Here is a 17,632-nt window from a genome sequence, read left to right on the forward strand (position 1 = left end):
TCAGCGCAGAATGAAAGCGGTAAACAGCACGTCGTCCACCACTTGCCGCGGTTGACCTGCGACCAACGGGTCGGCCAAGGTTTGTTTTATCTTATCAATGAGTCCCTGCTTGCCCTGCTGGCTGGCCAGTTCGCCGGCCTGCTGGCGCGACAACAACAGCAACAGGCGGCTGCGCACCAGCGGCAGATAATCATTGAAGGTTTTGCGCGTCTGTTCATTGGGCAGACGCAGGGTCAGGCCGACATACAGTACCCGGTCCAAGTCGTTGTCGGGATTGGCGACGTTAACGGTAAAGGTTTCCAGCACCATAAAGACCGGCGCTGGCGGTGGCGCCAGAGACGTTGTCGCCGGCGTCTTCGCGGCGGCACGCAATTGCCACCAGAAATAACCCGCCGCGCCGCTGGCGGCAATGAGGACGATGACCAGCAGCGCGATCCAGGGGGCGGACGTGCGGGTGATGGGACGCGCAGATTCAGACATGGGGTAACAATTCCTTGAGCATGACGATGGGCATCAGGCGTAGCTGATGCCCATCGGTTAATTGCCGCCAATTATGCCGCTATTTCTCGCCATCAATGGCCTGAATAGAAGATGTAATTTATGCTTATTTCCCCGCGCCGGTCAGATATAGGTGTTAATGCGGCCGTGGCTGACGGCGGTAACGCTCTGGAGGGGTTGGCCCTGTGGCGCACTATCGTTAACCGGGGTAAACACCCGCGGCCGCGTTGCCGTCGCCGTTCTGGCCGCCGGAGTAGGCCTGGCCGCCGATGCTGCTTTGGCCGAGCTGTATGCCGCTTTCCGCCAGCGCCGTGCGTAAATGGGGCAGCGCGCAGGGCCGTGGCCGGTAGAATGACGGTATCCACGTCGCCGACGGGCGAAACCGCAGGCGCTTGAGACAACTTTACCGGGTATGCACGGGGGCGCGTGAGGGCCAGGCTGGAAATCATGCCCCCTCTCCAGCCGGGGCGAACAGGGCCTGTAGTTGCCGTCGCGCCTCATCATAACCGCACGCTTCATGCATGCCCTGCTGCAAAAAACCTTCGATAGCGGGATATAGGGCGATCGCTTGATCTAGCAGTGGATCGCTGCCGGGCGCATAGGCGCCGACGCTTATCAGATCGCGGCTGCGTTGGTAGCGTGACAACAGCTGTTTTAACTGGCGGACATCACGTTCCTGTTCCGCCGTCACCAGCGCGGTCATTACCCGGCTGATAGACGCCTCGATATCGATCGCGGGATAGTGGCCGCTTTCAGCCAAATCCCGCGACAAGACAATGTGGCCATCCAGTATCGCGCGCGCGGCATCGGCAATGGGATCTTGCTGATCGGCACCTTCGGTCAGCACGGTATAAAAAGCGGTGATGGAGACGCAGCCGCTGATGCCGTTGCCGGCGCGCTCCACCAGCGCCGGCAGGCGCGCGAACACCGACGGGGGATAGCCTTTGGTGGCGGGCGGCGCTCGCCGATGGCCCGCGCGATTTCCCGCTGCGCCATGGCATAGCGGGTCAGCGAGTCCATAATCAGCAGCACGTGCTGGCCGCGATCGCGGAAATCCTCGGCGATACGGGTGACGTACGCGGCGCCCTGCATGCGCAGCAGTGGCGAAACATCCGCCGGCGCCGCAATCACTACCGATTGCGCCAGTCCCTCGCTGCCGAGGATATTCTCGATAAAGTCTTTGACTTCCCGGCCGCGCTCGCCGATAAGCCCAACCACGATGACATCGGCGCGGGTATAGCGGGCCATCATGCCGAGCAGCACGCTTTTACCGACCCCGGAACCGGCGAACATCCCGATACGCTGTCCCCGACCGATGGTCAGCATGCCATTGATGGCGCGAACGCCGACATCCAACACCTCGGTGATGGGCGTACGCTGCAGAGGGTTATAAGGCTTGGTGATAAGCGGCGCCCGCACCAAGGCGCCGGGGGCGGGCAAGCCATCGAGCGGTCTGGCGCGACTGTCCAGCACCCGTCCCAGCAGCGCCTGCCCGAGGGGAAGCTGCTTGCCGTGATCCGCCTCCTGCCCGGCGGCAACCACCTCGGCGCCCGGCACAATGCCTTCCACGTCTTCGAGCGGCATCAAAAACAGTCTGTTGCCGTTGAAGCCCACCACCTCGCACTCTACTTCGGCGGCGTCATCGCCACCGTGCCGCACCACCCGGCAGGCGGCGCCCAGCGGTAACTGGAGACCGCTGGCCTCCATAACCAGACCCGTCGCCCGCGTCAGCCGGCCGCAGCGCCGTACCAGCGGGACCGGCGCCAGCCGCTGTTCCAGCGCATCCAGCGCGCCGAGCCAGCGTTTAAGCCGCGCGGTCATCTAGAGCACCTCCGGCGCTGCCAACCGGCAAAGCGCCTGCCAGCGGGTGGCCAGCGACGCGTCCAGCGAGCCGTCAGCGGCGCTCAACGTGCAACCGCCCGGGTGCAACTAGGGATCGGCCTGCAGGCGCCAGCCCAATTGATCGATCGTGACGGCCAGATGTTGTTCCACCAACGGCAGCATGGCGGGATGGACCCGCAATTGCAACGGACCGCTAAAGGCCGGTTCTTGCTGCAACAAATGCTGTATCGGAGCGGCCATGATGTCGTCCCATTGCGCGGGCAGTGCGCCCAGTACCTGCCGGGCGGCATTCATGGCTAACTGTGCCAGAAGGTCGGCGATGATTGTATCCATGGCGTCCAGACTATGTTGAAATTCACTGGCGAGATTTTGCCACCGGGCAATCGCCGGCTGCTGTTCACGCAGTCCTTGAGCGCGGCCTTCCTGCAGACCCGCCTGAAAACCTTCTTGTTGCCCTTGCTCAAAACCTTGGCGCTGCCCTTGCGCGAAACCCGCCTCCCGGGCGTCCTGCAGCACTTTTTCCCGCATCCGCGCCAGCGCGAGCTGCTGATGGTGCTGCTCGCTCGTGTCGTTGGCCGGCGCGGGGCGCGCTCCCGGCGGCGGCGCGAAATCCGTCAGCGACCAGGGACGCCAGGCGGCATCATGGCTATCAGACATAGAAATCCTCGGCGCCGCTTATCACGATCTCGCCGCTTTCGGCCAGGCGGCGGACGATCTGCAAAATGGCTTTCTGTTCGTTTTCCACCAACGACATGCGGATCGGCCCGCGGTTGGCGAGGTCGGCCCGCAGAATATCCGCCGCCCGCTGGGACATATTGGACAAGAACCGCTCGCGCAGGGGTTCGGCGGCGGTTTTGAGAGCGATTATCAGCGACTTGCTTTCCACTTCCTGCAGCAGGCGCTGGATACTGCGGTCGTCCACCTGCACCAAATTCTCGAACAGGAACATCTCGTCGATGATCTTCTGCGCCAGTTCGCGGTCGAAATCGCGCATGGCATTGATAACCGCCTCTTCCTGCTGTGTTTTCATCAAATTGATAATCTCGGCGGCGGTACGAATACCGCCCATCTTGCTGCGTTTGAGATTCTGACCGTCCAGCAGGCCGTTGAGCACCTCGGTCAATTCCGCCAGCGCGGCGGGCTGTACGCCGCCAAACATGGCGATACGCAGCATCACATCGTTACGCAATTTTTCGTCGAACAACACTAGAATATCGGCGGCCTGACTGCGCCGCAGATGGACCAGAATGGTGGCGATAATTTGCGGATGTTCATCGCGAATCAAATCGGCGGCGCTCTGCGGCTCCATAAAGTTGAGCGTTTCCATACCGGTGGTGGTTTCACGGGTTTCAAAAATATCTTCCAGCAGGCTGGAGGCGCGCTCTTCGCCAAGCGCCTTCACCAGCACCGAGCGCAAATAATCGCCGGTATTGACGCTCAACGCGCTGAATTGGTCCGCCGCGACCTCAAACTTCTTCAGCACCTCATTTAATTGCGCCTGGGAAATTTGCCGCAACCCGACCATCGCACTGCTCAATTGTTGCACTTCGCGCACGGCGAGATGCTTAAACACCTCCGCCGCGCGATCTTCGCCGAGGGTCAACAGCAAGATGGCGCTTTTCTCGATACCGGTCATAGTCCTATTTCGTTCGCTATCCATTGACGCACTACCAGGGCCACGATGCGCGGGTCGCTGTCCGCCAATGTGCGTACCCGCTCAGCCCGGGCTTCGGTGTGATCGCGCTGTGGGCGGCGCGCTGCTGCGCCTCCTTCTGCTCTTTGCTCAGCTTAACCACCACATCTTCTTCCGCCGCAGCCGCCGCCTGCTGAGCAACCGCGGCGGGCGGCACGGGGGTTTTATTCGCCACCAGCGATTTCACCACTTTGCGCCAAAGCCACCAGGCCGCCAGCAGAACAATCAGCCAGCGTCCGGCGCTCAGCAGCGCGTTGAGCAGCATAGGCTGTTGCCAGAACGGCAATGCCGGTTCGCCGTCGTTGTTTTGCATGAATGGCGTGTTAATGACGCTCAGCGTGTCGCCGCGCTCGCTGGAATAACCCATCGCCTAGCGGGTGATGGCTTCAATTTGCCTAAGCGTTTCGGCCGGCAGCGGTTTACCGGCGGCATCCTCGCCGGCCACCTGATAGTTCACCACGACCGCCACCGAGAGCCGCTGGAGCTGGCCTACGTTGCGCCGGACATGGCGTAACGTGCGGTCGAGTTCGTAGTTAACGGTTTCATCCTTGCGGGTATTGGACGACGACATCGGCGCCCGCCACGACGCGGCGTTGGTGTTGGCGTTTGGCGTCGGCCGCGTCGCGGTTTTGGCCGGGGCGCGGTTGGCGGGCGTTCTATCAATAGGGGCGCTATTGGCCGGAGCGGGTTGATTGGAAAGCGCGCCCGGTACGCCGCCCTGTGCGCCGCCGCCCAACTGCTCGATCTCAGACGCCTGGCGTGAGCGAATGGCGGCATTATCGCCACTACCGTTAGGGGCGTAACGTTCTTCGGTTTGCTCTTGACTGTCGAAGTCAATCTGCGCCGTAACTTGCGCGTGAACATTGCCGCTGCCGACCACCGGCGCCAGAATATTTTCGATGCGGCGCTGAAAGCTGTTTTCCAATTCGTTGCTGAATTTGAGCTGGGTTGCGTTCAGTTCACGTCCGTTGGCATCGGCCTGGGTCAGTAAATGCCCCTGCTGATCCAGCACCGTCACATTGGCCGGCGGCATCCCGGCCACGCTGCTGGCGACCATATAGACGATTGCGCTGACCTGACCATCATCCAGCACCCGGCCGGGTTGCAGCGTCAGGGTCACCGAAGCGGAGGGATTTTTTTGTTCACGAATAAATAGCGACGACTTGGGCAGCGCCAGATGCACCCGCGCGGACACCACCGGGACGAGGGTTTCCATAGTACGCGCCAGCTCGCCTTCCAGACCGCGCTGGTAATTGATCTGCTCGCTGAACTGGCTGATGCCGAATTTTTCCTGATCCAGCAATTCAAACCCCACCGCGCCGCCCTTCGGCAGGCCATGACCCGCGAGTTTCAGCCGCGTTTCATGCACCTTGTCCGCCGGGATCAGCAACGCCGTACCTTGTTCCGAAAAGCGATAATGGATGTTCATTTGCGTCAGCTGCGTGACGATATCGCCGCCGTCGCGATCGCTTAAGTTGCTATACAGTACCCGATAGTCAGGACTTCTGGCCCACAGCACCAGCACGACAATCAGGGCGATGGCCGCCGCCACCGCCACCGCGGCGGTCAATTTGGGATGAACACGCAACCGCTCCAGATAGGGAACGAAAGGGTTATTACCTTGTGTGACGGAACCATTTTTAACCGTGCTCATACCTTATTCCTGCCAACAATGGAACGTAACGGGCTGCGTTGCTGATAACAAAACTCTCTCCCTGGCGCGTACGCGTGGGGTTTTCGGTGAACAACATCAAATATGAGGGGTGTTATTTACTGGAGCAGGCAAATCAATGGCCTAAATAGCCGGGTTTTTTAGCGTTAATTGCTCGCTTAACCCCCGGCGATTTCTGCTAGGGTGGCGCCAACATCACAAAAGGAAACAAACGGAATTTCGGTTCAGGGTATTGAGGCGGTAGTGGCGCAACTTACTGCCACCGCGCGCGCGGCGGATAGCATGATAAGTCACGACGCGGCGGGCAAATCGGCGGGGTTCGCACAGCAGCTCGGCGCGGCGCTGGATAAAATCAGCGACACTCAAATCCAGGCGAACCGTGATTCACAAGCGTATTCGAGCGGTGAGACCGATTTACAATTAAACGATGTGATGATTGATTTGCAGAAGTCATCCCTTTCGCTGCAAATGATCTTGCCCCGCCATCTCCGTACAGCTTTTGTATCTTAAGTTAACGAAGCCCGCTGCCGCCGGTATTCTCTCGGAGAGTGATATCCCAGCGCGCTGTGCGGATGGTTTTCATTGTAATGCGTGAACGCTGCTGCAAGGTTTCGCAGGGCTGTTCTCGCATCCGGTTTTGGCATGAACTCGATATAGTCTTCCTTCATCGTCTTCACGAACCGTTCGGCCATGCCATTGCTCTGCGGGCTGCTCACCGCTGTTGTGCAGGGCTCCAGATCCAGTTCTCTGGCGAACCTCTGCGTTTCATGCGCGGTATACGCTGAACCGTTGTCCGTCAACCACTGCACCGCTGTATCGGGTAACCTGTCGCCGAAGCGCTTTTCTACCGACATCAGCATCACATCCTGCACGGTCGAACTGTCGTAGCCTACAGTGCTCGCAGACCAGTCTATGGCCTCTCTGTCGCAGCAGTCCAGTGCGAACGTGACCCGCAGTTTTTCACCGTTGTCGCAGCCGAACTCGAAGCCATCTGAACACCAGCGCATATCGCTTTCTGCCACCGCGATCCTGCCCTTATGCTCACGCCTCGGCCGCTCTGGTTTTCAATGTAATAACAGCAGGTTATGCTCACACATGATCCTGTAAAGTCGTTTCGCATTTACCGGCGTCAGTCCCTCTGCGCGACGTTGTTTACACAGGATGCCCCACACCCGCCGATAGCCGTAGCTGGGCATATCGCTGATGATGTCGAGGATGTCCGACAGTATTTCAGCGTCTGCTTCGTCATTACGCCGGTTACAGCGCCTGTCCTGCCAGTCGGCAGAACGCTTAATCCGCAGTGACAGCGGCGCACGCGACACGCTCATGGCGCGGCTGACCTGTGCTATTCCCCGGCCTTTGGCAACAAGGGCGCGTGCGCTATCCATTTTCGTGACTGGCCGTACTCCACGGCTTCTTTTAGGATCTCAACCTCCATCGTCTTCTTACCCAGAAGGCGCTGGAGCTCCCGGACCTGCTTCAATGCAGCTGCAAGCTCAGAGGCAGGAACAACGTCCTCCCGGCAGCCACGGCGGTGAGGCTGCCTTCCTGATATTGCTTTTTCCACTTAAACAGCAGGCTGGGCTGGATACCGTGCAGTCGTGCGAGATGGGAGACATTCATGCCGGGCTCCATCCTCTGCTGAATAATGGCCATTTTTTCCTGAGGAGTTTTACGTTTACGGACTTCTTGACCTAACAGGATCCCGGTCATATCAAAATTGGCGTTAGTGTTAGACATATATTCAAGCCTATCTCTTATCTGGAGATACATCTACTGTCTGGTGTTTCAGGGGGATAAATCACGACGGGATAAAGCTCTCAGTTAAGGAGAGGCATTTATCCATGCGCAAACGATTACCTCAGGGGGAGTCTGATAATGTCCGTTATACGTACCCGGCTAAAATTGTTTGGCGGCGATACGGTGGTTGTGCATTGTTCTGAGAAATGCAACATCCATTTGATGTGTGAGAGCCAGCCACATAATGGGCATATGACGGTCGGATTTGGCGAAATCCTCGGAGTGAGCGATACGGATACGGCCTATCTTTGGGTGCCTTATAGCGGTTTGTGGAGCGTTATTATTGATGCCAAAAGCGAAAGCCAGGAACACTCGGTCAGTTATTTGACCGCATGAAGAATTGGCCGCTGGTAACACTCGTCTCCAGCGGCCGGTGATCGCATGGATCGCATGATGACACTTTGTCGCCAACGCTTTAACTACCCGCGCTGACAGTGGTTTACGACTTACTCTCGATACTTACTCTTACCTTTACTACTTCAACTTACTGTTACTGCTTAGCTTTACTAATAAACCTTACTGCTTCGTTCAGCTTGGGCCAGAAACTCCCAATTGCAACGCATATTTTTCTCTTAACTCTCAGTAAACCGTCTTTGAGGTGACATAAAAATGCCAATTGCGACCGTCATCATGCCCCCAAGACAATCCATAACCGCTCAATTGCCTTGAGGCCGCCGTCATAAGGGACTTAAGCACTATTCCTACTACGGCCGCCCTTTTCCCCGGCTCTAGATGCACGTTGAGGATCATTTTTGAAATTCCCCCCGCTGTGCTGACCACCTTTTTGGCCTGCTTGTGATGCTCTTTCACGATCTTCCGCAAAGTTACCTGATCCACCGCTATGTTGGGCCATGTTAACCTCCATTAGGATGTTAGAGAGATCATTTGCAATTGGAAACGCGATGATAGTGCGTTTCCTGGACGACGTTAGGATAATGTGTTTTCCCAACGTCATGATAAAAGTATAGCCGCCTGACTCGTCAGATTTGAAACTATTAACACTATGAAACACATGCTTGGCAATTTTGTCTATCCTCGTGAGAATGAACAGATAGACTGTTAAAATTCAGTTCGTTAAGCCATATTCCCCCACAATAATGATATGGTCATTCGTAATATCTATTATCATTTATAATGAATTTAGCTCTATTTTGGCGGGGTGCGCATTTGTCTTGCCCGAAAAGCGCAGCTGCTTTTTCGCGTGTGTCGGGGAGTTGATTTGCATCCGTAGGTTTTACGGTTATCTTTAAATTATTCTTCCCCGGTCCTTGTCGCCCAGGCAAGGCCGCACACGGAGCTTAAGGAATTTCTATGGCGAAAATACTCGTGCTCTATTATTCCATGTACGGTCATATCGAGACACTGGCTGAAGCAGTAGCGGAAGGCGCGCGCAACGTCAGCGGTGCAGAGGTGACAATCAAGCGGGTTCCAGAAACCATGTCGCCCGAACTCTTTGCCAAAGCCGGCGGTAAAACGGCTCAGCAGGCGCCCGAAGCAAAGCCGCAAGAGCTGTCTGACTATGATGCCATCATTTTTGGTACCCCCACGCGATTTGGTAATATGTGTGGGCAAATGCGCACTTTCCTCGACCAGACAGGGGCTTTGTGGGCGTCAGGAGCATTGTACGGCAAGATAGGCAGCGTATTTACCTCTACTGGCACCGGTGGGGGCCATGAACATACCATCACCTCCACTTGGACAACTCTGGCGCATCATGGCTTTATCTTGGTGCCCATTGGTTACGCGGCGAAAGAGCTATTCGATATCAGCCAGGTGCGCGGCGGGACGCCTTATGGTGCTTCGACGTTGGCGGGTGGAGACGGTTCGCGACAGCCGTCCAGCGAAGAACTCACCATTGCCCGCTATCAGGGGCAATATGTCGCGGGCATTACTTTGAAAAATGAAGGGCTAGGCCTCAGCCCCACCCAAGCTTTCTAAGGCGGGTGCCTGACACGTATTGGCCTACAACGCGTGTTTCGTCTACAGTACTGTGAGTCAAGTGACGGTCTACTAACGCTAATCCAGCAACATTTGAGGGAGGAGACACAATGGCATCTAATGTAGAAGCATGGGCAGAGGTACGCCAAACGTCCATTGAGATCGCGCAAGCTATCTTTGAAGTTGCGCATGACGATGAGGCGCTGGCGCAGAAAATCTGGGAGGAAGGTAGCGATGAGGCGCTGCAAATCGCTTTTGCGCGCACCGATAAAAATCAGTTATTTTGGGGTGAGGAAACCGTAGAGCGCCAAAACGTGTGATCCTATGCACGGCGATGGCGACGAGTCGACCGTCCTTATCCTTTACCTTGACTAAGATTATGTTCAAAACGCGGCTGTTGCGGTATTTCCCTGCGTAAAATACCGCCGATTACCCTTCTCCAAGAAAGCGATCCTTGCGTTATCAGGCCCGTCGCCACCATGCTCGCCAGTGTTAAAGATTGCAAGACGAATAGGACCGTATAAACAGCCGCTTATTTTATCCACGCCGCGCAGGACAATAGCGAGGGCTTGCGGAAAGATCGATACCGCCCTTGCGTCTTCTCCGAGATTTTTTCTCCTTTTTTGGTCACTCAAGCACGATAAAGCAAAAATCTTATTATTTTTTATTAAATTCTTATCATAATTTTACCCCCGAATAATTTTTTCAGCAGCATATGCGCGGGGCATCAATCATTCAAATAACGATGATATTTTTCACGGGTGATTGTTTTTTTGCTGGCCTAACTGTTATGATGCGCCCGGTTGGAGAGACCGGACATTCCCCATGAACAAATGTGTCTTACGTAATGTCTATTTACACAAGCCGTTGAGAGGTTAACGCGGGGTTTAACATTCAAAATTACGGCAACCGCCGTTATTACCCTCAGCAATTGATAGCAGGATGATTAGCATGTTGCTGCATTGTTTAGCGTTGGATTGTGCTGACAGATAATGGTCTATTATCAGGCGGTTATTATTAAAAAGGTTGTTGAGCTAGAGGTATAGGAATAATCACATGTTTAAGGGTAAAGTCGATTTTTTGATGCGACTCCGGCGCTGCAGTAATATCGATACGCTGGAAAAGGTGATCGAGCATATGAAGGATCGGTTAACCGCAGGAGAATTAGTGGAGTTTTATGGCGCCGCCGATCATCGCTTGGCAGAGTTGACAATGGGTAAACTTTACGACAAGCTACCTTCGAGCGTTTGGCAGTTTGTACGTTAATTGTACAGCAGAGCGCTACTTATCACGTGAAGAAGCTCCCGGTCCAGCAAGAGTGACCACGCATGAGAATGCCCAGGGGATACCCTGGGATAACAGCGGCGAGGTGGAGCGCAAGCGCTTACCCGACTTTTTGCTGCCGGCTGGCAAAGCGCTTGCGTAAAAACGCCTGTCCTTTTTCAGTCACGCCGCCGGTAACCATCACTTTGGAAAACGTCAATCGCTCTGAAAATTCTTCAATCCCGAACTGGCATTGTTCAACGAGCTCTTCGCTGTCGGCATAGCTGATGACCTTAGCGATCTGTTGGAATTTCTCCATTGCTTCTTGAGTGCCCGCCTCGGGTGTGAACACCTTTTTCCCCGTGCAGATCTCTTCGAGAATTGTCTCAAGAACTAACCCTAGTGTTTTCATGATTATTAACCTGCTAATGAAAAACCACACGGTCTTGATGACCAAAATATTATGCTCGGAACTAGTATATTCATTGGTGCCAGGAATGCTCGCGTAAAAACGAAATTAATCACTTTCAACTACAAAAAGAGGATATTTTAGACAGATATACGAATGCATGGGCAGGCAACTAAGTATTGTAGCATAATGCAGGGTGGTGTGGGCTGCAAACAGAGATAAAACCGTCAAACATTATAAGCTTATCATTGGGCCAGGCTCTGGCACAAACAGGAGAACATTATAATTGACCCATAGCAAATAAATGTCAAGAGTCATTAACTCAGGCGTTAGGACGGTGTAGCATTATCAGATTGAATTGAGGCACTAAATGATAAAACTAATAGCGAATGTTCCATGTTGAGGATGACCCTAAGCCGCAGGAAAACGCCCGACCAGGGTCATCCTCGGTTAGTGTCGGCGCGCGGCCGCCGTGATGCGAGTGATATTATTATTAAGCAGTTCAATATCCGAGCTGTGCCCTGTCTCAAGATTGCACGGTAGATTCTTCATCGCCACATCGATTGAGCCGACCAGCTCATTCAGTTTATCGGGAGTAAGTGAAGATATTAAGGCTGCAACCAGAATTTCAAGGGATTGCACCAGCGCGTGCAGTTCCTTTTCCGCAGCTTCCTTTTGTGCCAGGCGGATCAGTAATTGTGAAAGTAAGCTGTTCATTGTGGCTCCTGAATAGGTAAAGTAACGGATTTGCCCTGACGGGCCAAAGCTCAGCCATACAGCTTTATTCCGAATGCATAATAATTGATATCTTTATTTAATATCAAGAGAATATTAAGTGTTGCATAAAAATTTTTACATCTAACTTTATGAAAAATAAGGCAATAAAAAAACGGCCCCCTTTAGGTGACCGTCATTTTTGCGAAATAGGCGCGTCAGGATAATGTTCAGCTGGCAAGCAGCAGTGCCTGTTTCTCCAACGTTGGCTGCGCAGCCATGGTCGTCATCAGGGTTTTGACCGCCGAGGCCGCAGGAGAAAGCGGCAAACGGGACGAGGTAGTCAGCGTCAGCGGCAAAGGCATACCGGGGCTGATGATACGCGCCATCCAGGCACTCGCCGTGCTGACCACCGCCGCAGCTGTCGACTCCGGCAGTACCGCATTGCCCATGCCGCTGGCGACCGCCGCCGTCAATGTCGCAATCGAGTCAATTTCACCAATGATTTTCGCACTCAGCCGACGCAGGGAAAATGCTTCATCCACTCTTTTTCGGACAGCGGAGAAATCACGCGGCAGGAAAAGCTCTCGCACCGCTACATCGCTTAGCTCAATACTCGCGCCCGGATTATCGCGAGTGCCGACCAGGAAAAGTTCTTCTTTCATGAGAGGAACACTTGTCACACCGCTAAATACCGCCGGATCATAATGTATCGCCATATCTAGCTGGCCGCGGCTGAATTTCTCATTCAATGCGGCGGAGCTATTTTCATGCAGGTATACCGTCATTTGCGGATATTGCTCGCGCACTGCCTGTAATAAGGGGCGGATTAGAGGACTTGAGGAGGTGCCCGGTGCCAGTCCGATCGATATCTGGCCGCTTAAGATCTGCCCGACATTGCCTACCGCCCTTTGCGCCAACTCACATTGCTGAAGGACGGTGCGGGCATGGGAATAGAGGACTTTTCCCGCTTCGTTCGGTGTTACGCCGCGCTTGGTACGTACCAGCAGTTTCTGATCAAGCTCGCTCTCCAGAGCGGCAACTTGCTGACTTAACGCCGGTTGCGCAATATGCAGAACTTCCGCCGCCTGTGTCAGGCTACCGATGTCGACGATTTTTACAAAATACTTGAGTCGTCTTAAATTCATTTCTGCCTCCGTCGCAGCTGTGCCAGAATCGATGAGATATGTAGTGCAAATAGCATACCAACACGCTCAGCTGGTTTAAAAACTACATCAAAATGGAGGGTAAATAGTTAAATAAGAATAATTTATGGCTGAATAAGACTTTTCAGAGGATCACGGTAGTCACTCTGCTGTCCCTTATGTAACAAGGCGATGCACCATAACAAAGCATAAGATGACCCTATGAGGGCGTTGCTTAACGTTTAAGGCATCAGCTTTAGTCGCAAGGGTGTGGGATAGCCCCCGCAAGATGAGTCGCCGGCACGAGATTAATGTTGAGTTGACCGCCGCTCCAAGGCATTGAAACGTTTACTGCTATAGAGATAAAAAATAATAAAGAATATTCCATGAAAAATATTCACGACAAGATGGCAATGGAATATATCGAATAGTTAAACAATGACCCTAATGATAAGAGAAAAAACCTGGAATGATTTTACAACCATGGATGTCAGCTTTATAAGAGATGTTTACGTTATTAAACCACTTATATCACCTCGCAAGCTTGCTATCATCGACCGCGGAGTTCATATGAATAACCGAGTGATAATTATCGATTCTGCCCATTCACCGCCCTGACATACCCAGTTTATTTTCAGTCAATTCAGCTTGCTGATACCTCACGTTTTTTCTTCATTCAACAAAGATGAAACAGGAAAAGGACGTTTTAGTTAACCCTAGACGAAATAAATGGCTATTACGAAACATTACCTTACCTGCAAGGAGAACACGCTTATGCCTATGTCATCCTGCGATTATGCGAAAAACGTTGTCCTATTTCAGCTCCACAGTCTGTCTTATCGTGATAAAAAGAAAACCGTGCACCGTATCCATAATTTGAACGATAGCTCAGCCGCTATCCCCTCAGCACCGCCGTTTGCTGTTGCTAAAGAAATAGGTGTCTGCTCCTGCGCCCTCCGTCGAATTCGACGACAAAATCCGGTTTATATGGCCTTGTCGCTGATGCCATTTCTTACGCTGGTGCATGGGCTAACATCGGAAAAGGGACCACCTGATGCTCATTCGCTCAAGCCGCGCGGGCGATACAGGTTGCACCGTAGTCTCTCTGCCTGCACCGCTGCAACGTTAGCGACGGAAGTGTACAGCGGCCGGCGGCCAATCCACATCCCGAAGCTTATTCCAACCATAGCCACGCGAGCATTGCCGCAGGGCGGCAAAAAGGCAAAACGGGGGGCGAGAAAAGAGAACCGTTAGCGGCCCCGGCAACGGTAATTGCAAACGAACAGACCTCCTATCAGTGGGATATCGCAGCCCGTGAGCCCCTACGGACTCGCCTTAGCGTGCCAGCGTCGGCAGAGACTCCCCCCCCGGTGGCCATTGCGGCTTTAATAGGGACCCTTCCTCCGGCGGTAGCTGACGTTCCGGCTGCGGCTATCTCATTGGGCACACCGCCCGGCCCGGTGATGGCGACACCCCCGCCACCGGCGGTGCAGGTATCCTCGACGAAAGCGCCGGTTTCAGCGCAGGTTGTCTCGCCGCTGTCGACGGTAGTTTTATCGCCCGCGCCGACCTTTCCTCCCCCTTTGCTGTTGCCCTAGCCCGAACAGGGGTTTGTGCCATGGCGAGATTATCATCTTCCCGTTTGGCTTGGGGCAACAAGCGATAAAGCGGCCGCGATGCCTACCTTCATCATAGCTGCTATCGATTATTGGCCGGGCGTTAACGCCTGGGAACCGCTCATGACGCAACGATTGCTGGCCTATACCGGCTTCTACAAGGCCGACGAACATGAATTTTTGCCGCCCGAGGGCTACAGCAAAACGCCAATAGATTGGTTTGGCCGTCATCTGTTGAGCATTGCGCTAAAAAGTCTGCTGCTCGATGATGTCGACGCGTTGTATGACGAAAGTCGGTCGCCAATGTTAGTGCGGGTAAATTTGGCGTGGGGTCATAGCCTCAAATACCGTTTGAGACGTCTTCCAACTTGCCAGCGTCAAACCGCTAATGCCGCTGCGCTTCAGATTGTTGTAGCGCCACATTATCGACGGGTCAATACCGGGCAATACGCTTCTCATGCCTATGATGACTGCGAACTGAACCTTGTCTACACGGCTATGCTCCATACGGCCAGACGCACTTTCCACACCGACAGTCTGGCTGAAAAAGACCGCATTGCGCCCGCTAACATGTTGTTTATCGGGTTGGTCGCAAAAGCCCTGCCGCCTCTCTTCGTCACCGATTTTCGGCTACCGGCATTGCTGTATGACCATATCAACAGATTGGTGAAGCGGCAGTGGATGCCATGGGCCAGCGCGGAAGATAAAACGCCTGAACAGATAATGTCACATCACCTTAATCATCTCGGCGTTGCTGTCAGCGGTGAGGGTTTTTTACCGCATGATCTACCAATCAAACTCCTTTGGCCACGCCGCGAGCCATTGGCCCGACAATGGCCGGCGCTAGGCTGTCAAGAAGCAAGCAACTCTATGAGCACTTATCTGACCTTGGTGAAATACCTCTGCCTACACGACATCTGCCAGCAAGGTAAGGCGAGCCCCGGCGAATGGCGGAAGATGCCAGATATCCATTATCGGTTTCACCCTCACAACCCGCCACTCTCCTGCGCCTATGAGCACCTGCTCAATGTCATGTGGGTGAACCAAGGGACTCGATTCGCGCCCGAAGCAGTCGATTTTCTTCAGCAGGACGCTATTTTCAAAGCCCAAGCCCGATTATGTGTCGGTAAAAACCGCTATCAGGGTTATCCCGTTAATGCGCCGCACTGTATTGCCACACACACTCCACGCAAAACTCCGGGTGTCGAGGTGTTTGTCGCCAGGTCGCCGCGTAAAAAACGCTATGATGCTTTGATGATTAGCAAAAATAGGTTGTACATCATCAGGGGCGACAAGCATAAGTCCCGCGATAGCGGAATATTCCCCCAGGCGTTCACGCTTGATGCAACCCGGCAATTTCCCTCTCTCGTTGCGCAGACAAAGCCGCTTAAATTAACCGCAGCATCTGGGGATGTTTTTTTCGACACTGTCAGCACGGACTTGCAACAATCCTATTACGATGAGCGTAGGGAACAGCGATATGCCGCTAAAACAATCCCCAAAGCACAACTTGCGCTTACATCGCTGGTGCCCTGTTACGATTGTGCGGGTGACCTCATCCGCCGGCGCCGGGCGCTGGCGGTTCTCAGATATTCTCTTGAGGTTCTCTCTTTTTTACCCGGTAGAGGTTCACTTGCCGGCTTATCCGCCCGCTTGAGCGGTAACGCGATACTGGGGCTGATGGGACAGGTCACCCGAACCGGATCCACCCGTCGGGGGTTACAAAAAGCTTTGCTGGAAGACCTGATACCGTCAATAGCCAAGGCGTTGGACAAAAAGCAGGCCTTAGTCTTCGCCAGGCAATGTATCAAAGCCATGGATCCCGGTGCGGAGTGATCTTGCCCCGCCATCTCCGTACAGCTTTTGTATCTTAAGTTAACGAAGCCCGCTGCCGCCGGTATTCTCTCGGAGAGTGATATCCCAGCGCGCTGTGCGGATGGTTTTCATTGTAATGCGTGAACGCTGCTGCAAGGTTTCGCAGGGCTGCTCACCGCTGTTGTGCAGGGCTCCAGATCCAGTTCTCTGGCGAACCTCTGCGTTTCATGCGCGGTATACGCTGAACCGTTGTCCGTCAACCACTGCACCGCTGTATCGGGTAACCTGTCGCCGAAGCGCTTTTCTACCGACATCAGCATCACATCCTGCACGGTCGAACTGTCGTAGCCTACAGTGCTCGCAGCCCAGTCTATGGCCTCTCTGTCGCAGCAGTCCAGTGCGAACGTGACCCGCAGTTTTTCACCGTTGTCGCAGCCGAACTCGAAGCCATCTGAACACCAGCGCATATCGCTTTCTGCCACCGCGATCCTGCCCTTATGCTCACGCCTCGGCCGCTCTGGTTTTCAATGTAATAACAGCAGGTTATGCTCACACATGATCCTGTAAAGTCGTTTCGCATTTACCGGCGGCAGTCCCTCTGCGCGACGTTGTTTACGCAGGATGCCCCACACCCGCCGATAGCCGTAGCTGGGCATATCGCTGATGATGTCGAGGATGTCCGACAGTATTTCAGCGTCTGCTTCGTCATTACGCCGGTTACAGCGCCTGTCCTGCCAGTCGGCAGAACGCTTAATCCGCAGTGACAGCGGCGCACGCGACCCGCTCATGGCGCGGCTGACCTGTGCTATTCCCCGGCCTTTGGCAACAAGGGCGCGTGCGCTATCCATTTTCGTGACTGGCCGTACTCCACGGCTTCTTTTAGGATCTCAACCTCCATCGTCTTCTTACCCAGAAGGCGCTGGAGCTCCCGGACCTGCTTCAATGCAGCTGCAAGCTCAGAGGCAGGAACAACGTCCTCCCCGGCAGCCACGGCGGTGAGGCTGCCTTCCTGATATTGCTTTTTCCACTTAAACAGCAGGCTGGGCTGGATACCGTGCAGTCGTGCGAGATGGGAGACATTCATGCCGGGCTCCATCCTCTGCTGAATAATGGCCATTTTTTCCTGAGGAGTTTTACGTTTACGGACTTCTTGACCTAACAGGATCCCGGTCATATCAAAATTGGCGTTAGTGTTAGACATATATTCAAGCCTATCTCTTATCTGGA

At 54.2% G+C, this 17,632-nt stretch carries 12 protein-coding genes and 6 pseudogenes; 6 read left to right on the top strand and 12 right to left on the bottom strand.

The window, feature by feature from the left end:
• The 6 genes and pseudogenes from fliL to fliF all read right to left on the bottom strand — a co-directional run bounded on the left by fliL (nt 1) and on the right by fliF (nt 5,687).
• Entirely contained in the window at nt 1-480 is a 480-nt protein-coding gene (gene fliL, locus JZM24_RS01835; protein ID WP_215668371.1) for a flagellar basal body-associated protein FliL, read from the bottom strand.
• Between the two features lie 259 nt (nt 481-739).
• Nucleotides 740-829, bottom strand: a pseudogene (locus JZM24_RS18255) (hypothetical protein); the annotation flags it as partial.
• Nucleotides 830-943: 114 nt separating this feature from the next.
• A pseudogene (gene fliI / locus JZM24_RS01845) lies at nt 944-2,396 on the bottom strand (flagellar protein export ATPase FliI).
• Nucleotides 2,320-2,997, bottom strand: a pseudogene (locus tag JZM24_RS01850) (flagellar assembly protein FliH). The pseudogenes fliI and JZM24_RS01850 overlap by 77 nt, the downstream one beginning before the upstream one ends.
• Nucleotides 2,990-3,976 (bottom strand): flagellar motor switch protein FliG, encoded by a 987-nt coding sequence (gene fliG, locus JZM24_RS01855; RefSeq protein WP_215669965.1) that lies wholly within the window; start codon nt 3,974-3,976, stop codon nt 2,990-2,992. Before fliG ends, JZM24_RS01850 begins: the two are co-directional and overlap by 8 nt.
• Nucleotides 3,973-5,687: pseudogene (gene fliF, locus JZM24_RS01860) on the bottom strand (flagellar basal-body MS-ring/collar protein FliF). The gene fliG and the pseudogene fliF overlap by 4 nt, the downstream one beginning before the upstream one ends.
• A 261-nt stretch (nt 5,688-5,948) precedes the next feature.
• On the opposite strand from fliF, the gene fliE reads away from it, so the two are divergent.
• A complete protein-coding gene (fliE, locus tag JZM24_RS01865; RefSeq protein ID WP_215668373.1) occupies nt 5,949-6,215 on the top strand; it encodes a flagellar hook-basal body complex protein FliE in 267 nt (88 codons plus the stop codon).
• Here fliE and JZM24_RS01870 read toward each other — a convergent pair.
• A pseudogene (locus JZM24_RS01870) lies at nt 6,212-7,418 on the bottom strand (IS3 family transposase). The gene fliE and the pseudogene JZM24_RS01870 overlap by 4 nt on opposite strands.
• 165 nt (nt 7,419-7,583) lie before the next feature.
• Between JZM24_RS01870 and JZM24_RS01875 the strand changes: the two are divergent.
• A complete protein-coding gene (locus JZM24_RS01875) occupies nt 7,584-7,841 on the top strand; it encodes a DUF1883 domain-containing protein (RefSeq protein ID WP_215668374.1) in 258 nt (85 codons plus the stop codon).
• Nucleotides 7,842-8,193: 352 nt separating this feature from the next.
• On the opposite strand, the gene JZM24_RS01880 is transcribed toward JZM24_RS01875, so the two are convergent.
• Nucleotides 8,194-8,358, bottom strand: a complete 165-nt coding sequence (locus JZM24_RS01880; protein ID WP_215668375.1) for a con-10 family general stress protein — start codon at nt 8,356-8,358, stop codon at nt 8,194-8,196.
• A gap of 458 nt (nt 8,359-8,816) precedes the next feature.
• Here JZM24_RS01880 and wrbA point away from each other — a divergent pair, with 458 nt between their 5' ends.
• From wrbA to JZM24_RS01895, 3 genes are all read left to right on the top strand, one after another.
• On the top strand, nt 8,817-9,443 hold the full coding sequence (wrbA, locus tag JZM24_RS01885; RefSeq protein ID WP_215668376.1) for an NAD(P)H:quinone oxidoreductase: 627 nt from the start codon (nt 8,817-8,819) through the stop codon (nt 9,441-9,443).
• Between the two features lie 110 nt (nt 9,444-9,553).
• Nucleotides 9,554-9,763, top strand: a complete 210-nt coding sequence (locus JZM24_RS01890; RefSeq protein WP_215668377.1) for a YccJ family protein — start codon at nt 9,554-9,556, stop codon at nt 9,761-9,763.
• 736 nt (nt 9,764-10,499) lie between these two features.
• A complete protein-coding gene (locus JZM24_RS01895) occupies nt 10,500-10,709 on the top strand; it encodes an HHA domain-containing protein (RefSeq protein ID WP_215668378.1) in 210 nt (69 codons plus the stop codon).
• A 118-nt stretch (nt 10,710-10,827) separates the two neighbouring features.
• On the opposite strand, the gene JZM24_RS01900 is transcribed toward JZM24_RS01895, so the two are convergent.
• The 3 genes from JZM24_RS01900 to nac form a co-directional block, all read right to left on the bottom strand.
• Complete coding sequence (locus JZM24_RS01900) at nt 10,828-11,118, bottom strand: hypothetical protein (protein WP_215668379.1); 291 nt, start codon at nt 11,116-11,118, stop codon at nt 10,828-10,830.
• A gap of 447 nt (nt 11,119-11,565) precedes the next feature.
• Nucleotides 11,566-11,832, bottom strand: coding sequence for an anti-adapter protein IraP (locus tag JZM24_RS01905; protein ID WP_215668380.1), 267 nt, complete (start codon nt 11,830-11,832; stop codon nt 11,566-11,568).
• A 227-nt stretch (nt 11,833-12,059) separates the two neighbouring features.
• Complete coding sequence (gene nac, locus JZM24_RS01910) at nt 12,060-12,977, bottom strand: nitrogen assimilation transcriptional regulator NAC (protein ID WP_215668381.1); 918 nt, start codon at nt 12,975-12,977, stop codon at nt 12,060-12,062.
• Between the two features lie 1,673 nt (nt 12,978-14,650).
• Here nac and JZM24_RS01915 point away from each other — a divergent pair.
• Complete coding sequence (locus JZM24_RS01915; RefSeq protein ID WP_215668382.1) at nt 14,651-16,426, top strand: hypothetical protein; 1,776 nt, start codon at nt 14,651-14,653, stop codon at nt 16,424-16,426.
• 34 nt (nt 16,427-16,460) lie between these two features.
• Here JZM24_RS01915 and JZM24_RS01920 read toward each other — a convergent pair.
• A pseudogene (locus tag JZM24_RS01920) lies at nt 16,461-17,579 on the bottom strand (IS3 family transposase).
• Nucleotides 17,580-17,632 lie beyond the last annotated feature (53 nt).

The sequence above is a fragment of the Candidatus Sodalis endolongispinus genome, assembly GCF_018777395.1.
Lineage (GTDB): Bacteria > Pseudomonadota > Gammaproteobacteria > Enterobacterales > Enterobacteriaceae > Sodalis_B > Sodalis_B endolongispinus.

Excerpts from the sequence above, each read along its gene's own strand:
- fliL (WP_215668371.1), bottom strand. The coding sequence starts at position 480 with ATGTCTGAATCTGCGCGTCCCATCACCCGCACGTCCGCCCCCTGGATC.
- fliG (WP_215669965.1), bottom strand. The coding sequence starts at position 3,976 with ATGACCGGTATCGAGAAAAGCGCCATCTTGCTGTTGACCCTCGGCGAA.
- JZM24_RS01875 (WP_215668374.1), top strand. The coding sequence starts at position 7,584 with ATGTCCGTTATACGTACCCGGCTAAAATTGTTTGGCGGCGATACGGTG.
- JZM24_RS01880 (WP_215668375.1), bottom strand. The coding sequence starts at position 8,358 with ATGGCCCAACATAGCGGTGGATCAGGTAACTTTGCGGAAGATCGTGAA.
- wrbA (WP_215668376.1), top strand. The coding sequence starts at position 8,817 with ATGGCGAAAATACTCGTGCTCTATTATTCCATGTACGGTCATATCGAG.
- JZM24_RS01890 (WP_215668377.1), top strand. The coding sequence starts at position 9,554 with ATGGCATCTAATGTAGAAGCATGGGCAGAGGTACGCCAAACGTCCATT.
- JZM24_RS01895 (WP_215668378.1), top strand. The coding sequence starts at position 10,500 with ATGTTTAAGGGTAAAGTCGATTTTTTGATGCGACTCCGGCGCTGCAGT.
- JZM24_RS01900 (WP_215668379.1), bottom strand. The coding sequence starts at position 11,118 with ATGAAAACACTAGGGTTAGTTCTTGAGACAATTCTCGAAGAGATCTGC.
- JZM24_RS01905 (WP_215668380.1), bottom strand. The coding sequence starts at position 11,832 with ATGAACAGCTTACTTTCACAATTACTGATCCGCCTGGCACAAAAGGAA.
- nac (WP_215668381.1), bottom strand. The coding sequence starts at position 12,977 with ATGAATTTAAGACGACTCAAGTATTTTGTAAAAATCGTCGACATCGGT.
- JZM24_RS01915 (WP_215668382.1), top strand. The coding sequence starts at position 14,651 with ATGCCTACCTTCATCATAGCTGCTATCGATTATTGGCCGGGCGTTAAC.